Source organism: Neptuniibacter sp. QD34_54 (assembly GCF_047778055.1).
In the GTDB taxonomy this organism is placed as follows: Bacteria; Pseudomonadota; Gammaproteobacteria; order Pseudomonadales; family Balneatricaceae; genus Neptuniibacter.
This window is the reverse complement of sequence record NZ_CP180546.1, coordinates 2652500-2671082: the sequence shown is the minus strand read 5'-3', so window position 1 is coordinate 2671082 and position 18583 is coordinate 2652500. Positions and strand designations below refer to the sequence as shown.

Genomic DNA, 18583 nt, shown 5'->3' with positions numbered 1-18583 from the left:
TTCAATATAAGTTGGGCCGAAAGCTTGTCCTTCGAGTGGTGCTGTTTAGCTCCTTAGTGACATTAATTCTCACGGTTATTCAGTTTGGCTTCGAATTTCGCCAACTGACTCGTAAGTTGGATCAAGTACCGCAATTTATTGAAACAACCATGTCTCCAGCGATTGCAGAATCAATCTGGAAAGATGATAGGGCACAGCTGCATAAGCTGCTTCAAGGGATCAATCAGTTAGAATTTGTAGATGCCAATAAACTGCATTTGGCTGATGGTGAGCGTTTGGAGTATGTTGCCAATGAATCCATAAATTCCAGAAGCTACCCCATAAATATCCAGCGTGAAGAGAAACAACTCGGGACTATAGAGCTAGTCGTTAGTATCGACGCAATCTTCAGTCATATGCTTGCTCAACTCTATATCATTCTTATCAAAAATGGTTTTAAAACAGCTTTTGTTGTTTTCTTTATGTTTATCCTTTTTCGCAGTCTTGTCGGTCAACACCTTTTGAGGATGATCAACTTTATGAAGCAGCAGAAAGAGGGGGCTGATCAACCTATTTTGCATCTAGACCGGGCTCAAAATGAAAAGCCTGATGAGCTCGATGAACTTGCCAATTCTTTTAATCAGCTAATTCAGCGAATTGAAGAGGAGCATAAAGCTAAGCTTCATGAGATTAATCAGCGTCAGGAAGCTGAAAACCAAATTGTGCATTTAGAGCGAGTGGGTACCATGGGACAGTTAGCCACAGGGCTAGCCCATGAACTGAATCAACCGCTCGCTGGCATTATGGGATACTCTGATATCGCCTTGCGCTTAAGTAAGCAGGAGAATGCAGATCCCAAATTACTTGAATGCCTTACTAAAATTGGCGATGAAGCAGAACGATCCGCCAAAATTATTCAGCGTACACGGTCTTTTATCCGTCGTGAGGCTGTAAAAGAAGAGGTCATTAATTTCGCGGACGTTATCCAAGAAAGTATGGATATTATGTCCCACCGAGCGTTGCAAGCTGGTGTGGATCTGGAATTTAATGGGATAGAAACGGCTCGGATTAAAATGAGCCGAACCCAGATGCAACAAGTGTTGGTCAACTTGATAAACAATGCTGTAGAGGTGTTAGAGCATCAAGCGGATGCCAGAATTGAGTTGAATCTCTATAAGGAGGGTGCGCATATCTGCTTATCCGTGCTCGATAATGGCCCTGGTTTTGATGCAAAAATACAAGCGCACTTGTTTGAACCCTTTAGAACCACGAAAGAAAATGGTTTGGGGTTGGGGCTAGTTATTTGTAGAAACTTAATTGAAGCGGCTAAAGGTAAGCTTATAGCCGGGAATCATTCGCTAAAAGGAGCGGAGTTTATTATCCGTTTACCCGTTGTTGAAGAAAAGGAAGTTGAGTAGAACGCCATGATAGAAAATCAGAAAGGTACTGTGTTCGTAGTCGACGATGATGCCACGCTCAGGGATATGATTCGCATGATGGCTGAATCTGATGGCTATGAGGTACGTGATTTTATCGATGCGTCTAGTTTTCTAGAAGCTTTTGATGCTGAACAACCGGGTTGTTTAGTCTTAGATATTCGAATGCCGGGTATGAGCGGACTTGCTTTGCAAGATGAATTGATCAAACGAAAGGCTCTGATCCCAATTATCTTCATCACTGGTCACGGCGATGTTGAAATGGCGGTAGAGTGTATTCAAAAAGGCGCTTTGGACTTTCTTGAGAAACCTTTCCGTGAAGCGAAGTTGCTAGAGAAAATTGCACAGGCAATTTTAAGTGATCAACAATCTAGAGAAGAGTTGGCTGAGAAGTCCTTAGTTCAGCAGCGTTTAGAGTCGTTGACCACAAGAGAAACAGAGATAATGTACCTTGTCGCCCAAGGTTGTGCTAATAAAGTGATTGCTATCGATCTTGGGATTGCTCAAGGCACAGTTGAGATTCATCGTTCTAGAGTAATGCATAAATTGGGCGTGAGAAGTGTTGCTCAGTTGATGCGCTTACTTCTAGTAGCTGGCTTACTTGAAGATCAATAGTTTTCCATAGATATCAAGATGCAGCCAGCCTTGCTGGCTGTAGTATGCACTTTCCGGTATATCGCAATTTAATTGCTCGGCTTATCATTTTTCCAACTTAATCATTTACTGAGTTGGAGAATATTCATGAAAATCAAAAGTTATCTTGTAATCGCTCTGACAGCGACGGTGTTGACTGCAGCGTTACCGATGGTAGATGCAAATGTTGACGCGGTTAATCTCGGTGGATCTGCTCGGGCTGATTGGGAGGATAATGATGACGCTCGTCAGGCTGCTAGAAGAACAGCACGCAGAATGGATCGTCGTGATGATGCAAGAGATGCAAAGAAGGTTACGGTTTTGCCAAGTGGTTGTTACACGCAGGTTATATCAGGTATAGCTTACCAAAACTGTAACGGTGTTCTGTATCAGCAAGTGCCGGGGCAGGTGAGTTACGTAGTTGTGCAATCAGCAGGGATTTTAAATGCCTTGCCAGCTGGATGTATATCTAAGACATTGGGTAACTCGATGTTTTTTGAATGTGGGGCCCAAGTCTATAAAGCTGTTGTGGTGAATGGATCGACTGTTTATCAATTACAGTAAGGCTAAAAATCTAAAGGCCTTTCTGAATCAGCGAAAGGCCTTAAGTTTATACATTGTTATCCTAGGTCGATTTTATTTTCGATAACATGGAATAAGGAAGCAACCACTTGTCTATCGTATCGAGTACCAGCATCTTGTAATAGTGTATCGAGTGCCGTTTCTACATGTAAGCTTTCACGATAAGCGCGAGGACTGATCATCGCGACAAAGTCATTTGCTGTGGTTAGAATTCGAGCATGTATAGCTAGCTGGTCAGCACTTAATCCATTCATACCAGAACCATCTAAGTATTCATGTTTTTGCGTGATAGTATCTAACACTGGCCCTTCGAATTCGATATTAGCCAGTATCTCTTTCGCGTAATCGACTTCTTTAAGTACGACCTGTTTTTCTTCATCGCTGAGCTTGCCTGTTTTGGTCAGCAGTGCTTGGGGAATCGACAACTTACCTAAGTTACACAAATTGGCTGCGATCTCTACCGTGGATAGATCTATATCTGACAGTTCCATTGCTTCGGCGATAGCCACCGCGACTTGTGCTGTTTTCTGAGAGTGATTAGCAGAGTAGGGATCGTGCAGGTCAATCGCATGCATCAGAGACTGCATAATTTGTTGTAGTAGGCGAGTTTGCTGTGCTTGATGGGCTTCTATTAGGGTGATGTCATGGAAATGGATCATAACCGCTGATTTATAGCCATAAACCATCGGAATAAGATGGATAGTAAAGGTCGACTTTTCACCTTTAAGTTCTAAGGTTTGCTTCTCGTTTAACTCAATTTGCTGTTTAAAGCACTGTTCAGCAAGGGGGGTTAGAAACTCAGCGTAATGGCTACCTAGAATTGAATTTAAATTTTTACCTACACTGTCTTCTGCATGGATCGAGATTTTGTCTGCTAGTGCTCTGTTAATGAAAGATAGCTGTAGGGATTCGTCGAGAATCAAAACCATATCGGCTGTATTGTCATTAATGGCATCCAGCAAGTTGGTTTTCTCTTCTAATGCATGAGTTGTTGTTAGCAGGGCTTCATTGTCTTGACGAGCTCTAATTAGATGACCGTACCAACCTGCTCCAATTAGCAGGGCAAGCATGGCAAATGTCCCAAGCACAAGCATTGCCTGTAGGTCAGATTGTTGTTGTAAGGTTTGACCAATTGCGTCGTCATAATCAACTTTAATGATTAAGCGCATGTTGGTATTAGCAATACTTCGGCTGACTGCTAACACTTTGTTTTTGCGGTAATCACTAGCTTGAATGAATTCACCAGGAGAGTTAAATGCTATAGCAGAAGTAATAGGACTATTCAGTGCTACACGTTTTTGTAAAGGAGTTGAGGAGTCTTGGCGAAGGGGGCTCGCATAAGCGATACCGTTGTCATTTTTCTGTAGTAGAGCTGATTCTAAAGATTGCAGTGTGACGCTAAAATTCTTCAATAAGCCGTAGAGTTGTTTATTAGGGTTTTTAATGCCGATCAAGTACCCTAGTGTTTGGCCTTCTTTACCTAGTTGTGGCAATCCAGAAATGGCCGTTACAAAACCAATCTGAGCGACATTGTTGTCATTCAGCCAAATGTCAGTTGTGATGACTTGTTGTTTTTCATCAAGTTGATTAATTGAATCCTTCAACGTTTTAGAAAGCTTACTGAGACCAGCGGTACCTGCAATAAGATTAAGGTTAGCGTCATATAGTGCTAGAGAACTGTTCGCGATAACACGCAGGTTTGCATTTACACTCTGACGGTTCTTGTCTGTGTAACCTTCTCTGTTCGATGTAGCAATAATCATATTACGTAAATAATCAATTTGAGCAGAAGCTTCGCGCGCTTCAGTAGATTGCTCTGTTAAACGTTGTAAATACAGTCGAACTGAATTGTTACTTGCAACTTCTTTTAAAGGTGCTGCAGTGGCGAAGATCCAGCGGGATACACTTAAGCTTTGGTTATCCGCTAAGGCAGAAAGCGTTGTTTGCCAGTGGGAAATATTTTGCTGGGTCTGTTGAGTCGTGAAACGCTCAATTAAGGCTAAGCAAATCAGGAAAATAAGTATCAGGCTGATTATTCCGGTTACTAAAGCGCGTTTCATTGTTTGTTACCAGTTGATTGAAATTAGTTATTTATCACGGGCTCCCAGTCTTAAAAAACTGGCATATGTAGCCACCAACGATGTTCATTTACTGTGTATAGCGGAATGTAATGCTTAATATTTCGGTGCGACACAATACTACGGCTCTGATTATCTAATATTAGCTCATCACCACCGTATTTTACGGCTAGGACGGCATGCCCAATTCGTAAATTCGTGTCTTGTAATACGACAATTCTCATCTCCTCATTACTGAAGCCCAATAATCGAAGGGAGAAGAATTTGGTTAGAGAATAATCTTCGCAATCACCACTTCTAGCTAAAAACTCGCGGACTACGGCCCAGTAGTCCTCTTTGCCGTAGTTATCAATATCTAAAATATAAGGCTTTTGATTGGCAAATCGATTAACTTTTTCTAGTTGCTGCCGTTTAGGTAAATGACGAATGCTATCGAGAAAACGGTACCAAGGCTTCAGGTTGCACAAGCCGGATTGTTTGCATATCTCTTCAGGCGTGTCTTCTCGAAGGTGGCGTTCCATGTAATTTAGCCAATCGGGAAGTTCATTTAACGAGCGTTGTGGCAATTCTTGGGTACCAAAGAGCCCTGCATAGCCCAAGTTACTGAAAAAAAAGCTAAAAAGCAGAGTGAAAGTTGCCAAGGCTTTAGACGGTAATCGCTTCATCCTGAATGTCTGTTACTCAATATGAATATTACTTAAGGATATCTGAGAACTTTAAAAATGACACCTTTGTCGTGCAGATCCTTTAGATGGAATATTGAATTATAGGAGATGTGATTAATAAGTCTGTTATGTTTTAGATTCTTTGATTTATTGTCGATAGCCGATGTGGAGCTTGCAAATAAAACCTTAGATAAATAGTGGAATAAAGGCTCTTTAGCCTGCCTTAATTGGTTGTACGCTTTCTGCTCAGTAGTTATACTGGCGCGATAACGCTAGTTGAACCGTAAAAGCGTCAGCTATTGGAAGGGGAATTAAGGAATGAAAAATAACAACAGGGTTTCTGTTTTGTCTGGTGTATTACTGTCGATGATGGCTTCATCAGTAGTTGCAGCAGAAACCACCGAAGAGCAGTTTGATCCTGAAGAGTTTTTCAAAAAAGGCATGCAAGAGCGTGAAGAGGGTGCTCCTTACAACGCGATTGAATCCTTTCAATCTATATTAAGCAATCAACCTGCTTTACACCGAGCTCGTTTGGAGCTGGCAGTTGCTTACATGCAAACGCTCCAATATCAAGAAGCAGAAGAGCAAGCGCAAACAGTATTAAACGATCCGAATACCCCACCAAGTGTGCGTGTATCTATCTTGGCATTTCTTGCACAGCTAAGGCAGGATGCTGAGCAGATGTCACCTAAACATGAGCACAAGTTTAATGTGACAGCTGGTGTATTGTATGACGACAACGTCAACATTGGTCCAGGTAGTTCTATTATAAATATCGATGGCAACATCCTAGATATTACTACTCGACCAACCAGTGATACTGCTTTTGTAGTTTCTGGTAGCTATGATCACAGCTACCGTACTGGCAAGCCTGTTCGTTTGGGTCAAAATACAGGTATGTTGTATTGGCAGAGTGGTGCTTCTTTATATAACCGTAGTTACGAGTCTGAAGATCAGTTTGATTTGCAGGTTCTATCATTACGCACTGGGCCAGCGGTAATTACGAACGCGAAATGGCGAGCTAACGTTGCGTTGCAGCTAGACCATATTCGTCTGGATGATGATGAGCTTGCTACTTACGTAGGTTTACAGCCATCGATTACTTGGGCATTTGATGCAAGTACAGAGTTTACAATTGATGGTGAATATACAGACCGAGATTTTGACCAAGCGTCTGACCAAGGTCGTGATTCCGATTATTACGCAATTGGTGCATCTTTAGGCAAAGGTTTTAAAAACAATACCGTTGGTATACAAGGTGGTTTTGAGTGGTTTGATAACGATTCAAAAGATGACCAGTATACTTATGATGGTTGGGAAATCTTTGCTGGCGTAAACTGGCAGGTTAAGCCTACTACAAGTCTATTCTCTCGCATCTCTTACAGTGAATCTGATTACAAAGGTGAAGTTCCTGTAGTCGCAGAAGTGCGTGATGACGAAGAAATTCAGTTAATTTTGGGTGCTAAGCATACATTCGCTAATGAATTAGAATTATCTGCATTCTGGTTGAGAACTGAAGCGGATTCTAATATTGCGCTTTACGATTATGATCGTACTCAATTTTCTGTAAACCTAGGCAAGAAGTTCTAAGTCTAGCTTTATAATAAGATTTTTTTAAAGGCGTCTTTATGGCGCCTTTTTTATTGGAAATGTCCGTCCGGAATTCCAGCTATCTTTGAGGGGGAAGAAATATATGAGACTGTATTAAAGGCTTTATTAATAAAGCCTTTGTTTATATTGGTGGGGGCTTATTTTTTTCTTTGTGTATCTTATTGAATTGTAAGGTTTTTTATTGATTCGCGTTTATTGTACTTCGGTACAGTGTTTGAATTTTGGTTTTTTGTATACTTGATCAATATCCTTTTTCGAATTTCAGCAGATCATTTAATAGGGTTCATATATGAGTAAGCTCAGTTTAGTCTCTATAGTTTTGTGTTCCTCCTCTTTGCTTTTCTCTTCGGCTGCTTTATCTGCAGCTCAAAAGAAAGATGCTGAAGAGGAATCTGTTCACTCATGGGGCCCTTGGAATGGTGTGCAGACTGCGGCAGGTCCAGGTGTTTCTGGTAATAATCTGCCTTTGTCACTTTCTTTCGTGGATGCTCAGAACGCTACTGATGGCTCAGCCTTTGAAGCAGGAGTTGATACTGTTGTCGATAATGCGGGCCCTCGTGAATACCACGTATATCATAAACGTGGGGAATATGAGCAGGCGTTTTTTGAAAGCTTGGTTATTACCGATAATATCAATAATAAAAAGGATCAGGTGCAATTTTCCGTAGTTACAGAATCAGGAGAAATTATCTCAGTTGGGATGAGGCAGCGCAGAGCAGTAGGTGAATATTCGGCAATATTCGAGAAAAAGAATAAGGGGTTCTGGCAAATTACTGTACCAGAAACAGATGGTGTTACACCTGCATTCTATTTGGGCTTTTGGGAAAAGAAGCAGCGAAAAAATGTTTGGCATAAAGGAAGTTTTGTTTACGGCGACAGTTCTTCAATTGATGCGGTGTTAGCCTTACCACAAGGTATAGAGCAAAATGCTGCTTTAGCGAACTATAGTGGCTTCTTCTTGAATGGTGGCAATGTTGATATCACAATCGATTTCTCTGGCAGTGGCTCTTGGGTAGGTCAATTTGATATGGACGGTAATGGCTTCGATGTTACCTCAGGCAGTATCAATGGTGTTGATCTTGTGGGTGATGCTGTCGGTGATTCAGTTGTTGCTGGTCAAGTGGAAGCTTCTTTCTTTGGTTCAAAGGCTCAGTTTATTAATGGTATAGCCGATGTTGATTTTGGCGACGAGCAGATTATGGATACGTTTGTATCTGGTAATGCGAATGCAGAGTGATGTGGTTCGTGATTAGCCTCTATATTTGAGATAAAAAAACGCGCATTATGCGCGTTTTTTTATATGCTGGATAAATTAAGTTTTAATAAGCTATGCCTTTCAGTGGGTTATAGTCACTTGTTCGAGAGATGATTATTCGAAACGCGATATAGTAGATTCTTAATATAAATGATCTTTATTTAGGCTGGTGCTTTGAAGTATCTGAACAATAAGTAGCTTGAAATTGATAGTCATCGTATCAAAGTATCTTTCGATATTCGGATAGGTTATGAGTTTTATTGCCTTACAAGATGATAGGCTGCTGATTCGTTTAAGGCGCAAACTCGCATAGTAAGGATGAGCGCTTGTTTGGCTTCTCAAAAGTAGACGTGATATTGGAATCTCATCTATGCAGCTTATGTTATATCTTGGATTGATTTAAACCGTTGGTTTAAGTCTACAAAAAATATTAATGAGAATTATTAACCAGCTATAAGACGCTGTCTTTCCTTCCTTGTTTGAAATAATTACCTCTTATTTTACTTTTAAGTCATTTTTTATCTAAAAACCTGAACTTTTTAAGGTTGTTGTACCACAGTACAATTACAACCTGCGTTTAGATGTATAGAATATGAACACATTGAAATTATGCCAATCGGATCTGTGTAGTAGCCACGGCTAGATCAAAATTTATACAGGGATAAATAGGATGTTTAAACGTAATCTAGTTTCAGTATCAATCGCTTCAGTTCTACTTAGCGCGTCACTTGCGGCTACCGCAAATACGCAAAAGGATGAAGAAGAGGGAAATGACTCTGTTAAAAGTTGGGGTCAATGGGCGAATCAATTTGCTACAGCAGCGGGTGGTGAGGTGAACACCAATGCACTGAATTTTGGTGGCTTTAGCTTTAATGAATCCGGTCGTAATACGCAGAATGAGGCAGGTTTTGACCTAGGGGATGATGTCGATGTGCCGGGTTGTTCTGCAGGAACGATGTGTGGTTTTACTGTTTTCGAAGAAGGTAATTTTAGCGATTACGGTGACTACGGCGATGGTATCGGGTTCTTCGTACCGGGGATCTCCGTTGTTGAAGGTGAGGGTAACGGCCCTGCGGTAATTGATGGTGCTCGTCGTCGTATTCAAGTTGCTTTTAGTGTTGATGGTGTTGTAGATGGTTCTGAAGAATATAACCATCAAGCTGAGGGGCTGACTCGCCAGGAAGTTGGAGATTTCGCTGAATATGAAGGCGATGACTATAACAGGTTGATAGTTGATGATTTTGATGAGGGGTTGTTCTACGGTAGCTGGAGCACAGCTAATTATGTAGATGGAACCTTTGCATACGGTCAGGATTATGTAGCAGGTGTTACAACTTCGCTTGATCAACTGAATGACTTTGTTTCGAATTTGAATGGTGCTGTCGCCCTTTATGAGGGTTCTACATTCGATGGCGCTGATTTCGATGTGAGCATTAATTTTAGTGCTCAGAGCTGGTCTGGTAACTTTGATAATTCTTCTAAGGGGATTGATAATTCATTCTCTGTTACGGGGGGGAAAGTTACTGATGTCGCCTTTACTGCTAGTAGTAGTAACTTATCCGCAGCCACTGGTTCTGTATCAGGTATCGTGAGTGGTGCTATTTTTGGCGATAGTGCTCAGTCTGTTGCTGGTATGGTTGATGTAACTAAGACAATCGGCGGCGATGTTGTAGAGCGTGAGACAATCTTTGCAGGTGAACTGCAAAATAACATTGTTCGTTAATTGAAATTCTTAATTCCTTGTAATAGCCCGAGTTTATAACTCGGGCTTTTTTGTGGCTGAGTTGTGTCTCACTGTACCTCAGTACAATTATTTTTACATTTTGGCATATATAGAATCTGTACAAGTTAATAATGACCTCATCTTGATCTGAGTCCCCACTTGGAACTGGATAATAATAATGACAGGGATAATAAAATGTTTACACGAACTTTTTTATCAGTATCAATTGCTTCAGTTTTGCTAAGTGCTTCATTGGCTGTTTCAGCTAATACTCAAAAAGACAAAGAAGAAGACTCTGTTAAAAGCTGGGGTCAATGGTCCAAACAGTTTGCGACTGCCGCCGGCGGTGAAATTAATGTGGCTGCTTTAGTATTTGCAGGTTTTGAGCAAGGTGAAACAGGCCGTAATGCGCAGAATGAAGCAGTCTATGAAGACTCTGGTTATACAGTTGATGTCGATAATGCTGGAGAGCGACAGTACGTTAGTTGGGGTAAAGGCTATTGGGGAGCTGTTTCCAAGGGTATCAAGCGTGCTGAAATATCGTATGAAGTGGATGGTGTAGAAGGTTGGTATGAAGTTACGTCTGACGATGAGTCCTATAGTTCTCTGACACTGGCAAATGATCGTGGTATCTCTGTAAATGGTGTTAGCTATCAACAAAGTTATTTTCAATCTTGGGATTTTCTTTCATTTGAGGATGGAGAAGGAGATTATCAGAGAGGTTATTGGTATGAAGAAGGGCCGCATAATGGATTGGGTTGGCCTTCCAATGATGGCTTCTTTATTTCAGGGGTAACTTCTTCTGCTCAGATAGTTGAAAACCTTGCAAATGATGTTCTAGCTGGAAATGTTTCAGCTATCTATAACGGTGCCTTCCTAGGGAATCGTGGTGATGTAACCATTGAGGTAGATTTCGGTAAAAATGCCGGTTGGACGGGATCATTTAACCCTGTTGATTTCGTAGCGTTTGACGCTGAAGGTACCTTTGAGGGGGTTGATCTTGTAGGGGAAATTAATACTGCGGGTGTATCTGGTACAGTTGGAGCCTCTTTCTTCGGTTCTAATGCGAATGTAATTGCAGGTATTGCAGAGGCGAATGCGGGTGAAATGGGTGATTTTGTAGGTGTGTTTGAAACGACTAACCTTCCTGTTGATGATATTGTGGAGCCGCCAGTTCCTGTTCTTCCTGATTAGTATTCAAATTGATTTTTATAGGGCGCCTTTATGGCGCCTTTTTTGATTTAGATCCTTTACAGTATTTCTTTATCCCCGTAACTTTAAATATTAATAATCCTTAATATTCAAGGGGATAACTAAGTTGCACGCTGGTGTTCTTGCTTTAGGTCGATCCATGTTAGGTAGCTTGAGAGATCTGGCACCTATTGTTTTGGTGATCGCATTTTTCCAAATTGTTGTTTTGCAGCAGTCTGTCCCAGATTTCTTTGGTTTGGTGACCGGATTGTTGTGTGTTGTCGCTGGCTTAACTTTCTTTATCTATGGACTAGAAATGGGGCTTTTCCCAATAGGGGAGAGCATGGCGCATGCTTTTGCACGCAAAGGCAGTGTGTTTTGGCTGTTGGCTTTTGCCTTTTGCCTAGGGTTTGGGACCACTGTGGCGGAGCCCGCACTCATTGCTGTAGCAGCGGAGGCGGCTGAGGTTGCTGCTACGGGCGGGATGATTGACGCGACTGAGCAATCTCAGCTTAGCTACGCTTCTGGCCTTCGTTATACAGTAGCTTTTTCTGTTGGCTTAGCCATTGTTTTGGGGGTGTTACGTATCCTTAAAGGCTGGTCGATTCAATATATGATTATTGCGGGCTATATGCTCGTAGTGATTATGACAGCCTTTGCGCCGCGTGAAATCATCGGTATTGCCTATGATTCAGGTGGTGTTACCACTTCTACGATTACGGTTCCTTTGGTAACGGCATTAGGTGTCGGACTAGCTTCATCTATTGAAGGTCGAAACCCAATGATAGATGGTTTCGGTTTGATCGCTTTTGCTTCTTTAACACCCATGATCTTTGTGATGGCTTATGGGATGGTGATCTAAATGGAGCTACTGTCTCAATTTATCGAGATCACCCTGACTACAATTAAAGATGTGATTCCAATCGCAGTCATTATCTTTGGTTTTCAGATTGCTGTAATTCGAAGACGCATTGCTAACCTACGTAAGGTGTTGATTGGTTTTGGGTATGTGATTGTCGGTTTAGCGCTTTTCTTGTTGGGGTTAGAAAAAGCACTATTTCCTATTGGGCGTTTAATGGCAGAACAACTGACCGATCCTGAGTTTATTCGTAGTTGGAGTGGTTCTGTATCGGACGCGCTGCAATGGCAAGATTATTTCTGGGTTTATATCTTTGCCTTCGCGATTGGAGCGAGTACGACAATTGCAGAGCCTTCTCTGATTGCTGTAGCCATTAAAGCGCATGAGGTTTCCGGTGGTGCGATTGGTGTTTGGGGGCTGCGTATAGCGGTTGCTATAGGGGTTGCTGTAGGTATCTCTTTAGGCACTTGGCGAATTGTTACAGGGTATCCTATTCACTGGTTTATTATTGCGGGTTATATCGTTGTTGTTATACAAACCTGCTTTGCACCAAAGATGATAGTGCCTTTAGCCTATGACTCGGGTGGGGTAACAACGTCGACGGTTACGGTGCCCCTTGTTGCGGCTTTAGGTCTTGGTTTGGCTGAAACAGTACCTGGTCGAAGTGCTCTGATTGATGGTTTTGGTTTGATTGCCTTTGCTAGTTTATTCCCAATGATAACGGTAATGGCTTACGCACAAATTTCTGAATTTCGCACTAAGCGTGCGAGAGCAACTGGCTGACAAAAGAGGCAGATATGCATTTCAAACTGTTAGTAGTGTTTGTAGAAGATTCAAAAACAGATGATGTAATGAAAGCAGCGCGTGAAGCAGGTGCTACAGGTGCAACAGTTATCAACAATGCGCGTGGTGAAGGTGTAGATAAATCGACGACGTTCTTTGGTTTAACCTTAGAAACGCAACGCGATGTTATATTGTTCATCGTTGAGGAGCATCTTAGTCGAAAGATCCTAGAAACAATATCAGAGGTCGGCGAACTTGATGAGAAGCCTGGGCGTGGGATCGCGATCCAGCTTGATGTAGAGGATGCCGTTGGGATATCTCACCAAGTCGCTAAATTAGCGAATATTGTGGAGGAGTTATGAGTGCACAGCGTAAAGTCGTACGCACCTGCGATGTCATGACGGATGAGTTCGCCATGGTTGACGGCTTAATGACAGTTAACGAAGCACTGAAAATCTTCCAAGAGCAAGATGCGAGAGTGTTAATCATCAATAAACGTAATGATGACGATGAATTTGGTTTGTTATTACTATCGGATATAGCAAAGAAAGTCGTTGCGAAAGACCGCTCTCCTGAGCGTGTGAATGTTTACGAAGTGATGGCGAAGCCTGTTATCTCCGTTGATCCTCATATGGATATTCGTTACTGCACGCGTTTGTTTGAGAACTTTGGTTTAGCGCATGCACCAGTGATTGATAAAGGGCACGTTTTAGGGGTGGTGAGTTATCGCAGTATTGTGCTGAAAGGGTTGTTGGAAAATTAACCTTTCTAACCAGCTCAGATAAGAAAAAGCCCGTCATTCATTAGACGGGCTTTTTTGTTCATCAGAGGCAAGATTAAGCTCTTGCTGCTTTCAAGGTATCAGCAATCAAGAAGGCGAGTTCTAGTGCTTGCTCACCGTTTAAGCGTGGGTCGCAATGGGTATGGTAGCGATCCCCTAGATCTTGCTCGCTGATCATGTAAGCACCACCAATACATTCTGTTACATTCTGGCCTGTCATTTCGAAATGTACGCCGCCTGCGTGAGTACCTTCTGCTTTGTGAACTTCGAAGAAGCCTTTCATCTCACGCAGAATAGAGTCAACACTACGTGTTTTATAGCCGCTGGATGCTTTGATTGTATTGCCATGCATTGGGTCAGAGCTCCAAATAACTTGCTGACCAGATGCTTTAACAGCACGAACTAAGCTTGGAAGGCATTCGGTGATTTTATCTGCTCCCATACGAGCAATCAGAGTAATACGACCCGCTTCGTTTTCTGGGTTTAGCGTTTCCAAAAGTTGTTCTAGATCTTCAATTTTTGTACTTGGGCCGACTTTAATGCCAATTGGGTTCTTAACGCCGCGCAGGAACTCTACATGAGCATGATCTGGCTGGCGCGTACGATCGCCAATCCATAGCATGTGTGCTGAACAGTCATACCAGTTGCCGGATAGGCTATCTTGACGAGTTAGCGCTTCTTCATAGCCTAGTAACAACGCCTCGTGGGATGTGTATAGCGATGTTTCATGCAGTTGCGGGGTGTTTTGCGCGGTAATGCCACAAGCTTCCATAAAACGCATGGTTTGATCGATCTGATCCGCCAAATCCTGATACTTGTTACTCAGCGGGCTATTAGTCACAAAGCTTTGGTTCCAAGCGTGGACTTGTTGTAGATCTGCAAAGCCGCCTCGAGAAAAAGCACGGAGTAGATTCAGTGTCGATGCGGCTTGATGGTAAGCCGTCACTAAACGTTCAGGATCTGCCTGCCTAGCGGATTCAGTGAATTCAATGCCATTGACTATATCTCCACGGTAGCTAGGTAGTTCAACACCGTTAGCTGTTTCCATGTCGCTGGAACGGGGCTTAGCGTACTGTCCTGCGATACGGCCAACTTTAACAACGGGGCAGCTAGCAGAGAAGGTCATGACAATGGCCATCTGCATCAGTACTTTGAAAGTATCGCGAATTTTGTCTGCATTGAATTCGCTGAAGCTTTCTGCACAGTCGCCGCCTTGTAGCAAAAATGCTTTGCCTTGCGCTACTTGGGCTAGATCGGTTTTTAGCTGATTGATTTCGCCTGCAAATACCAATGGTGGCATTTGGGATAAAGTGCTTTCGGCTTTGTTTAACGCAGCTGCATCAGGGTATTGAGGCTGCTGAACAATGGGTTTATCTCTCCAGCTTGAAGGAGTCCAAATCTTTGTAGTCATGTATTTTTCCTGCTTCCTTACAGCACTAATACGTATTTGGGCTGTAGGGCGAATAATCTGGGTAAAAGGGCAAGCAATGCTTGCTGAAACTAAAGATGTGATACGGCCTGTCAGTTATGTGCAGGTAGCACTAAACCCACAGACCTAGATAAAGTAGGACTGAGAATAAAAGGCAAGAGCAGAAGAGTCTGCTGATAGTTGTTTTAGGAAACTCGCAGGTGCGTTATTCACTGTAAACTTCGTGTATTCTCAAAAATGTTTCAGTCAGTATAAAGGTAATTAAGCTGTCTTTATACCTGTTAGATTACGGAAGGATACATCTTTTGCGGTATTAAGGAAATCCACCATAAATTCTGCGTCTTTTTGGTCTTCGCGGATCGCAGCATAAAGCGTACACCAAACACCTTTCTCGCCTAAAGGTTTGGATACAATGTAATCGCGCTGAATGTACTCGTGCATAGCCCAGTTGGGTAGGGCGGCTACACCGCGACCACTAGCAATCAGCTGCATCATCATGACAGTTAATTCTGCTGTGCGTATTGCGGCAGGTTCAACACCAGCTTCGTCTAGGAAGTGGTTAAAGATATCTAAGCGTTGTGGTTCTACAGGATAGGTAATCAACGTTTCTTGAGCGATATCTTCTGGGTGGATAAAGCGTCGTGCCATTAAACGATGTTGTTTACTGATCGCTAAGCGCGATTCGTAAGTGAACAGCGGTATGTAAGCAATACCGTTGCGAGGCTCAGGGTCCGCTGTAATAACTAAATCTAAATCGCCGCGAGCAAGCGCTGGTAGCGGTTGAAAGCTGAAACCACTGGATAGATCTAGCTCAACTTCTGGCCAATGCTGACGGAAGTGGTCTATTGTTGGCATTAGCCAATCAAAACAGCTATGGCATTCAATGCATAGGTTTAAACGCCCAGCTTCGCCGCCAGCGAGTCGCCCTATGTCGCGTTCGGTATTGCGTATCATAGGAAGTATTTCATCCGCTAACGTAAGTAAGCGCTGACCTGCACTGGTGAAGCAAATAGGCTTGGTTTTGCGAATGAATAGAGAGCAATTGAGGCGATCTTCGAGGTCTTTGATCTGATGAGAAAGAGCTGATTGAGTCAAATGGACGCGTTCTGCTGCTTCGACCAAGCTGCCTGCATCTCTTAAGGCAGATAGTGTTTTCAGGTGGCGCAGTTCAATCATCGATTCCTTCTCCGTTTAGGCTCATTTAACCGCGGTAATAGGCAGTATAGTACGCTCGAGCGATAAAGAGCAGGTAAGCAGTAAATTCACTGCTTACCTGTTATCGGATTGCTATTTTACAAGAAGAAACTCTAGCAGAGCTTTTTGTGCGTGAAGACGGTTTTCTGCTTCATCGAAGACTACAGAACGCGGATCCTCAAGCATGTCTACACTGATCTCTTCGCCACGATGAGCTGGAAGGCAGTGCATGAATAGAGCGTCTTCATTAGCTTTATCCATCAACTCTGGAGAAACTTGGAAACCAGAGAATTTCTCTTCGCGCTCTTTCTGTTCCTCTTCCTGGCCCATAGAAGCCCATACATCAGTTACAATCAGATCGCTACCAGTCACCGCCTCTTCTGGGGAGCGAGTAATAAATACTCGATCTTTATTAGCTTCGACTAGTTTCATATCCGGATCGAAGCCTTCTGGGCAAGCAATATTCAGTTTGAAATCAAACTGACGTGCTGCATTGATATAGGAGTGGCACATATTGTTGCCATCACCAATCCAGGTCACCGTTTTGCCTTGAATATCGCCGCGATGTTCAAAGTAAGTCTGCATATCAGCTAGTAGCTGACATGGGTGGTATTCGTCTGTCAGGGCATTGATAACCGGTACAGAGGAATTGGCAGCAAACTCTTCTACAAGCTGGTGGCTGAATGTGCGGATCATAACAACATCAACCATACTTGAGATTACTTTAGCGCTGTCGCTAATCGGTTCACCACGGCCAAGCTGGGTATCACGAGGCGATAGGAACATCGCGTGACCACCAAACTGTGCCATACCAGCTTCAAAAGAAACGCGGGTACGAGTTGATGATTTTTCAAAAATCATCGACATCACTTTATTTTTAAGCGGTTCGTAAACTTCACCACGATTACGGATCGCCTTCAGTTCACTTGCGCGTTTAACTAGGGTGCGTAGTTCTTCAGAAGATAAATCGAGCAGGGTTAAAAAATGTCTAGTACTCATTGTTCTCTACGTTCGTCTGCAGGGCTCGAGTCTTGGCTGATTGGATCGCGCTCATCAGCCGCATATACGCGAATAATTTGAGATAGCGTGTTAACTAATAGATCAGCTTCGCTATCTGTCATGGTTAATGGCGGTAGTAGGCGTACAACTTTGCCTCCGCCTGTAATATTAAGAAGAATGCCTTTGATTTTGGATAGGACTGCTAACTCAGTACCTGCTTCGCTCAATTGGATTGCGATCAATAGACCCTTGTTACGAATCTCTTCCACATAATCAGTGTGACCAAGCTGCTCCTCTAAACCTGAAGTAATGCGGTTGCCAAGTTCAGTAGCGCGATCACATAGATTTTCATCGATGATGGTATTTACAACAGCTAATGCAGCAGCGCAAGACAGTGGGTTGCCACCATAAGTTGAGCCATGAGTGCCGGCGATCAAAATGCCAGCTGCTTTACCGCGTGCAAGGCAGGCACCAATCGGTACGCCATTACCTAAACCTTTAGCTGTAGTTACAACGTCCGGCAAAATGTCGTTATGCTGGTAAGCAAAGTATTTACCTGAACGGCCATTGCCTGTTTGGACTTCGTCCAGCATTAATAGCCATTCGTTAGCATCGCAGATGTCACGCAGTTGATTCAGATAATCGTTAGCAGGGATCTGGATGCCTGATTCGCCTTGAATCGGCTCAGCGAGTATTGCAACGATATTAGGGTTGTTAGCTGCAATTGTTTTGATAGCTTCAATATCGTTGAAGGGCGCGCGAACGAAACCGCTAACTAGCGGCTCAAAGCCTGCTTGAGCAGCACGGTTACCTGTTGCGCTTAATGTAGCCATAGTACGGCCATGGAACGAATTTTCCATGACGATAATCGCTGGGTTTTCGATGTTGCGAACGACATGACCATAACGTCGAGCAAGCTTAATCGCTGCTTCATTTGCTTCAGCGCCAGAATTGCCAAAAAATACATTGTCCATACCTGAAATGTTAGTCAGGCGGTCGGCAAGTTGTTGCTGATTTGGAATGGTGTACAAATTAGACGTATGTAATAAATTGCTTGCTTGATCGCAAATAGCATGAGTTACGGCTGGGTGTGAGTGGCCTAAACCACATACAGCTATACCGCTGAGCGCATCAAGATATTTATTACCGTCAGTATCATACAACCAGCTGCCTTCTCCGCGTTCGAACGCTACGGACAACCGGTTGTAGGTAGTCATAATCGATTCTACAGCCATTATTTTTATCTTCCCTACAACGCAAAAAGGCAGCCAAAGCTGCCATTTAAAGGACGAATAATAGGCAGCTTTGTGGCTTTTCGCAACCGTTTTGCCGGATAAATTTGCCTTGTTTTGGGAAATTGGGGATTGAGGTGTTAATGGTTACTT

Annotated in this window: 17 protein-coding genes; 11 read left to right on the top strand and 6 right to left on the bottom strand. The window is 42.9% G+C overall.

Annotated features, from left to right (window positions below; genetic code table 11):
* Positions 1-56: 56 nt before the first annotated feature.
* The 3 genes from ACMXYP_RS12095 to ACMXYP_RS12085 all read left to right on the top strand — a co-directional run bounded on the left by ACMXYP_RS12095 (position 57) and on the right by ACMXYP_RS12085 (position 2612).
* Positions 57-1397 carry an ATP-binding protein gene (locus ACMXYP_RS12095; RefSeq protein ID WP_415881885.1) on the top strand — a complete coding sequence of 447 codons (1341 nt, stop codon included), beginning with the start codon at positions 57-59 and terminating at the stop codon, positions 1395-1397.
* Between the two features lie 6 nt (positions 1398-1403).
* A complete protein-coding gene (locus ACMXYP_RS12090) occupies positions 1404-2030 on the top strand; it encodes a response regulator transcription factor (protein ID WP_415881884.1) in 627 nt (208 codons plus the stop codon).
* Positions 2031-2156: 126 nt separating this feature from the next.
* Complete coding sequence (locus tag ACMXYP_RS12085) at positions 2157-2612, top strand: DUF6515 family protein (RefSeq protein ID WP_415881883.1); 456 nt, start codon at positions 2157-2159, stop codon at positions 2610-2612.
* 56 nt (positions 2613-2668) lie between these two features.
* Here ACMXYP_RS12085 and ACMXYP_RS12080 read toward each other — a convergent pair whose 3' ends face one another.
* Together ACMXYP_RS12080 and ACMXYP_RS12075 are read right to left on the bottom strand one after the other, a co-directional pair.
* Positions 2669-4690 (bottom strand): HD domain-containing phosphohydrolase, encoded by a 2022-nt coding sequence (locus ACMXYP_RS12080; protein WP_415881882.1) that lies wholly within the window; start codon positions 4688-4690, stop codon positions 2669-2671.
* 50 nt (positions 4691-4740) lie between these two features.
* Entirely contained in the window at positions 4741-5373 is a 633-nt protein-coding gene (locus ACMXYP_RS12075) for a transglutaminase-like cysteine peptidase (protein ID WP_415881881.1), read from the bottom strand.
* Positions 5374-5691: 318 nt separating this feature from the next.
* Here ACMXYP_RS12075 and ACMXYP_RS12070 point away from each other — a divergent pair, with 318 nt between their 5' ends.
* From ACMXYP_RS12070 to ACMXYP_RS12035, 8 genes are all read left to right on the top strand, one after another.
* Positions 5692-6963 carry an outer membrane beta-barrel protein gene (locus ACMXYP_RS12070; protein WP_415881880.1) on the top strand — a complete coding sequence of 424 codons (1272 nt, stop codon included), beginning with the start codon at positions 5692-5694 and terminating at the stop codon, positions 6961-6963.
* Between the two features lie 310 nt (positions 6964-7273).
* Entirely contained in the window at positions 7274-8221 is a 948-nt protein-coding gene (locus ACMXYP_RS12065; RefSeq protein WP_415881879.1) for a hypothetical protein, read from the top strand.
* A gap of 688 nt (positions 8222-8909) precedes the next feature.
* Positions 8910-9962, top strand: coding sequence for a hypothetical protein (locus ACMXYP_RS12060; RefSeq protein ID WP_415881878.1), 1053 nt, complete (start codon positions 8910-8912; stop codon positions 9960-9962).
* A 195-nt stretch (positions 9963-10157) separates the two neighbouring features.
* Positions 10158-11156, top strand: coding sequence for a hypothetical protein (locus tag ACMXYP_RS12055; protein WP_415881877.1), 999 nt, complete (start codon positions 10158-10160; stop codon positions 11154-11156).
* A 157-nt stretch (positions 11157-11313) separates the two neighbouring features.
* On the top strand, positions 11314-12015 hold the full coding sequence (locus tag ACMXYP_RS12050; protein WP_415884670.1) for a DUF1538 family protein: 702 nt from the start codon (positions 11314-11316) through the stop codon (positions 12013-12015).
* Positions 12016-12795 (top strand): DUF1538 domain-containing protein, encoded by a 780-nt coding sequence (locus tag ACMXYP_RS12045; RefSeq protein WP_415881876.1) that lies wholly within the window; start codon positions 12016-12018, stop codon positions 12793-12795.
* Positions 12796-12809: 14 nt separating this feature from the next.
* Positions 12810-13157: a P-II family nitrogen regulator gene (locus ACMXYP_RS12040; protein ID WP_415881875.1), complete on the top strand. Its 348-nt coding sequence runs from the start codon at positions 12810-12812 to the stop codon at positions 13155-13157.
* Positions 13154-13558 (top strand): CBS domain-containing protein, encoded by a 405-nt coding sequence (locus ACMXYP_RS12035; protein ID WP_415881874.1) that lies wholly within the window; start codon positions 13154-13156, stop codon positions 13556-13558. Before ACMXYP_RS12040 ends, ACMXYP_RS12035 begins: the two co-directional genes overlap by 4 nt.
* Positions 13559-13631: 73 nt before the next feature.
* Here ACMXYP_RS12035 and ACMXYP_RS12030 read toward each other — a convergent pair whose 3' ends face one another.
* The 4 genes from ACMXYP_RS12030 to ACMXYP_RS12015 all read right to left on the bottom strand — a co-directional run bounded on the left by ACMXYP_RS12030 (position 13632) and on the right by ACMXYP_RS12015 (position 18415).
* The gene (locus tag ACMXYP_RS12030) at positions 13632-14987 is read right to left on the bottom strand and encodes a class II 3-deoxy-7-phosphoheptulonate synthase (protein ID WP_415881873.1); all 1356 of its coding nucleotides are present in this window, start codon (positions 14985-14987) and stop codon (positions 13632-13634) included.
* Between the two features lie 279 nt (positions 14988-15266).
* On the bottom strand, positions 15267-16181 hold the full coding sequence (locus ACMXYP_RS12025; protein WP_415881872.1) for a LysR family transcriptional regulator: 915 nt from the start codon (positions 16179-16181) through the stop codon (positions 15267-15269).
* Positions 16182-16292: 111 nt separating this feature from the next.
* Complete coding sequence (gene argF / locus ACMXYP_RS12020; RefSeq protein WP_415881871.1) at positions 16293-17198, bottom strand: ornithine carbamoyltransferase; 906 nt, start codon at positions 17196-17198, stop codon at positions 16293-16295.
* The gene (locus tag ACMXYP_RS12015) at positions 17195-18415 is read right to left on the bottom strand and encodes an aspartate aminotransferase family protein (RefSeq protein ID WP_415881870.1); all 1221 of its coding nucleotides are present in this window, start codon (positions 18413-18415) and stop codon (positions 17195-17197) included. The genes argF and ACMXYP_RS12015 overlap by 4 nt, the downstream gene beginning before the upstream one ends.
* Between the last annotated feature and the right edge of the window lie 168 nt (positions 18416-18583).

Excerpts from the sequence above, each read along its gene's own strand:
- ACMXYP_RS12090 (WP_415881884.1), top strand. The coding sequence starts at position 1,404 with ATGATAGAAAATCAGAAAGGTACTGTGTTCGTAGTCGACGATGATGCC.
- ACMXYP_RS12085 (WP_415881883.1), top strand. The coding sequence starts at position 2,157 with ATGAAAATCAAAAGTTATCTTGTAATCGCTCTGACAGCGACGGTGTTG.
- ACMXYP_RS12080 (WP_415881882.1), bottom strand. The coding sequence starts at position 4,690 with ATGAAACGCGCTTTAGTAACCGGAATAATCAGCCTGATACTTATTTTC.
- ACMXYP_RS12075 (WP_415881881.1), bottom strand. The coding sequence starts at position 5,373 with ATGAAGCGATTACCGTCTAAAGCCTTGGCAACTTTCACTCTGCTTTTT.
- ACMXYP_RS12070 (WP_415881880.1), top strand. The coding sequence starts at position 5,692 with ATGAAAAATAACAACAGGGTTTCTGTTTTGTCTGGTGTATTACTGTCG.
- ACMXYP_RS12065 (WP_415881879.1), top strand. The coding sequence starts at position 7,274 with ATGAGTAAGCTCAGTTTAGTCTCTATAGTTTTGTGTTCCTCCTCTTTG.
- ACMXYP_RS12060 (WP_415881878.1), top strand. The coding sequence starts at position 8,910 with ATGTTTAAACGTAATCTAGTTTCAGTATCAATCGCTTCAGTTCTACTT.
- ACMXYP_RS12055 (WP_415881877.1), top strand. The coding sequence starts at position 10,158 with ATGTTTACACGAACTTTTTTATCAGTATCAATTGCTTCAGTTTTGCTA.
- ACMXYP_RS12050 (WP_415884670.1), top strand. The coding sequence starts at position 11,314 with ATGTTAGGTAGCTTGAGAGATCTGGCACCTATTGTTTTGGTGATCGCA.
- ACMXYP_RS12045 (WP_415881876.1), top strand. The coding sequence starts at position 12,016 with ATGGAGCTACTGTCTCAATTTATCGAGATCACCCTGACTACAATTAAA.
- ACMXYP_RS12040 (WP_415881875.1), top strand. The coding sequence starts at position 12,810 with ATGCATTTCAAACTGTTAGTAGTGTTTGTAGAAGATTCAAAAACAGAT.
- ACMXYP_RS12035 (WP_415881874.1), top strand. The coding sequence starts at position 13,154 with ATGAGTGCACAGCGTAAAGTCGTACGCACCTGCGATGTCATGACGGAT.
- ACMXYP_RS12030 (WP_415881873.1), bottom strand. The coding sequence starts at position 14,987 with ATGACTACAAAGATTTGGACTCCTTCAAGCTGGAGAGATAAACCCATT.
- ACMXYP_RS12025 (WP_415881872.1), bottom strand. The coding sequence starts at position 16,181 with ATGATTGAACTGCGCCACCTGAAAACACTATCTGCCTTAAGAGATGCA.
- argF (WP_415881871.1), bottom strand. The coding sequence starts at position 17,198 with ATGAGTACTAGACATTTTTTAACCCTGCTCGATTTATCTTCTGAAGAA.
- ACMXYP_RS12015 (WP_415881870.1), bottom strand. The coding sequence starts at position 18,415 with ATGACTACCTACAACCGGTTGTCCGTAGCGTTCGAACGCGGAGAAGGC.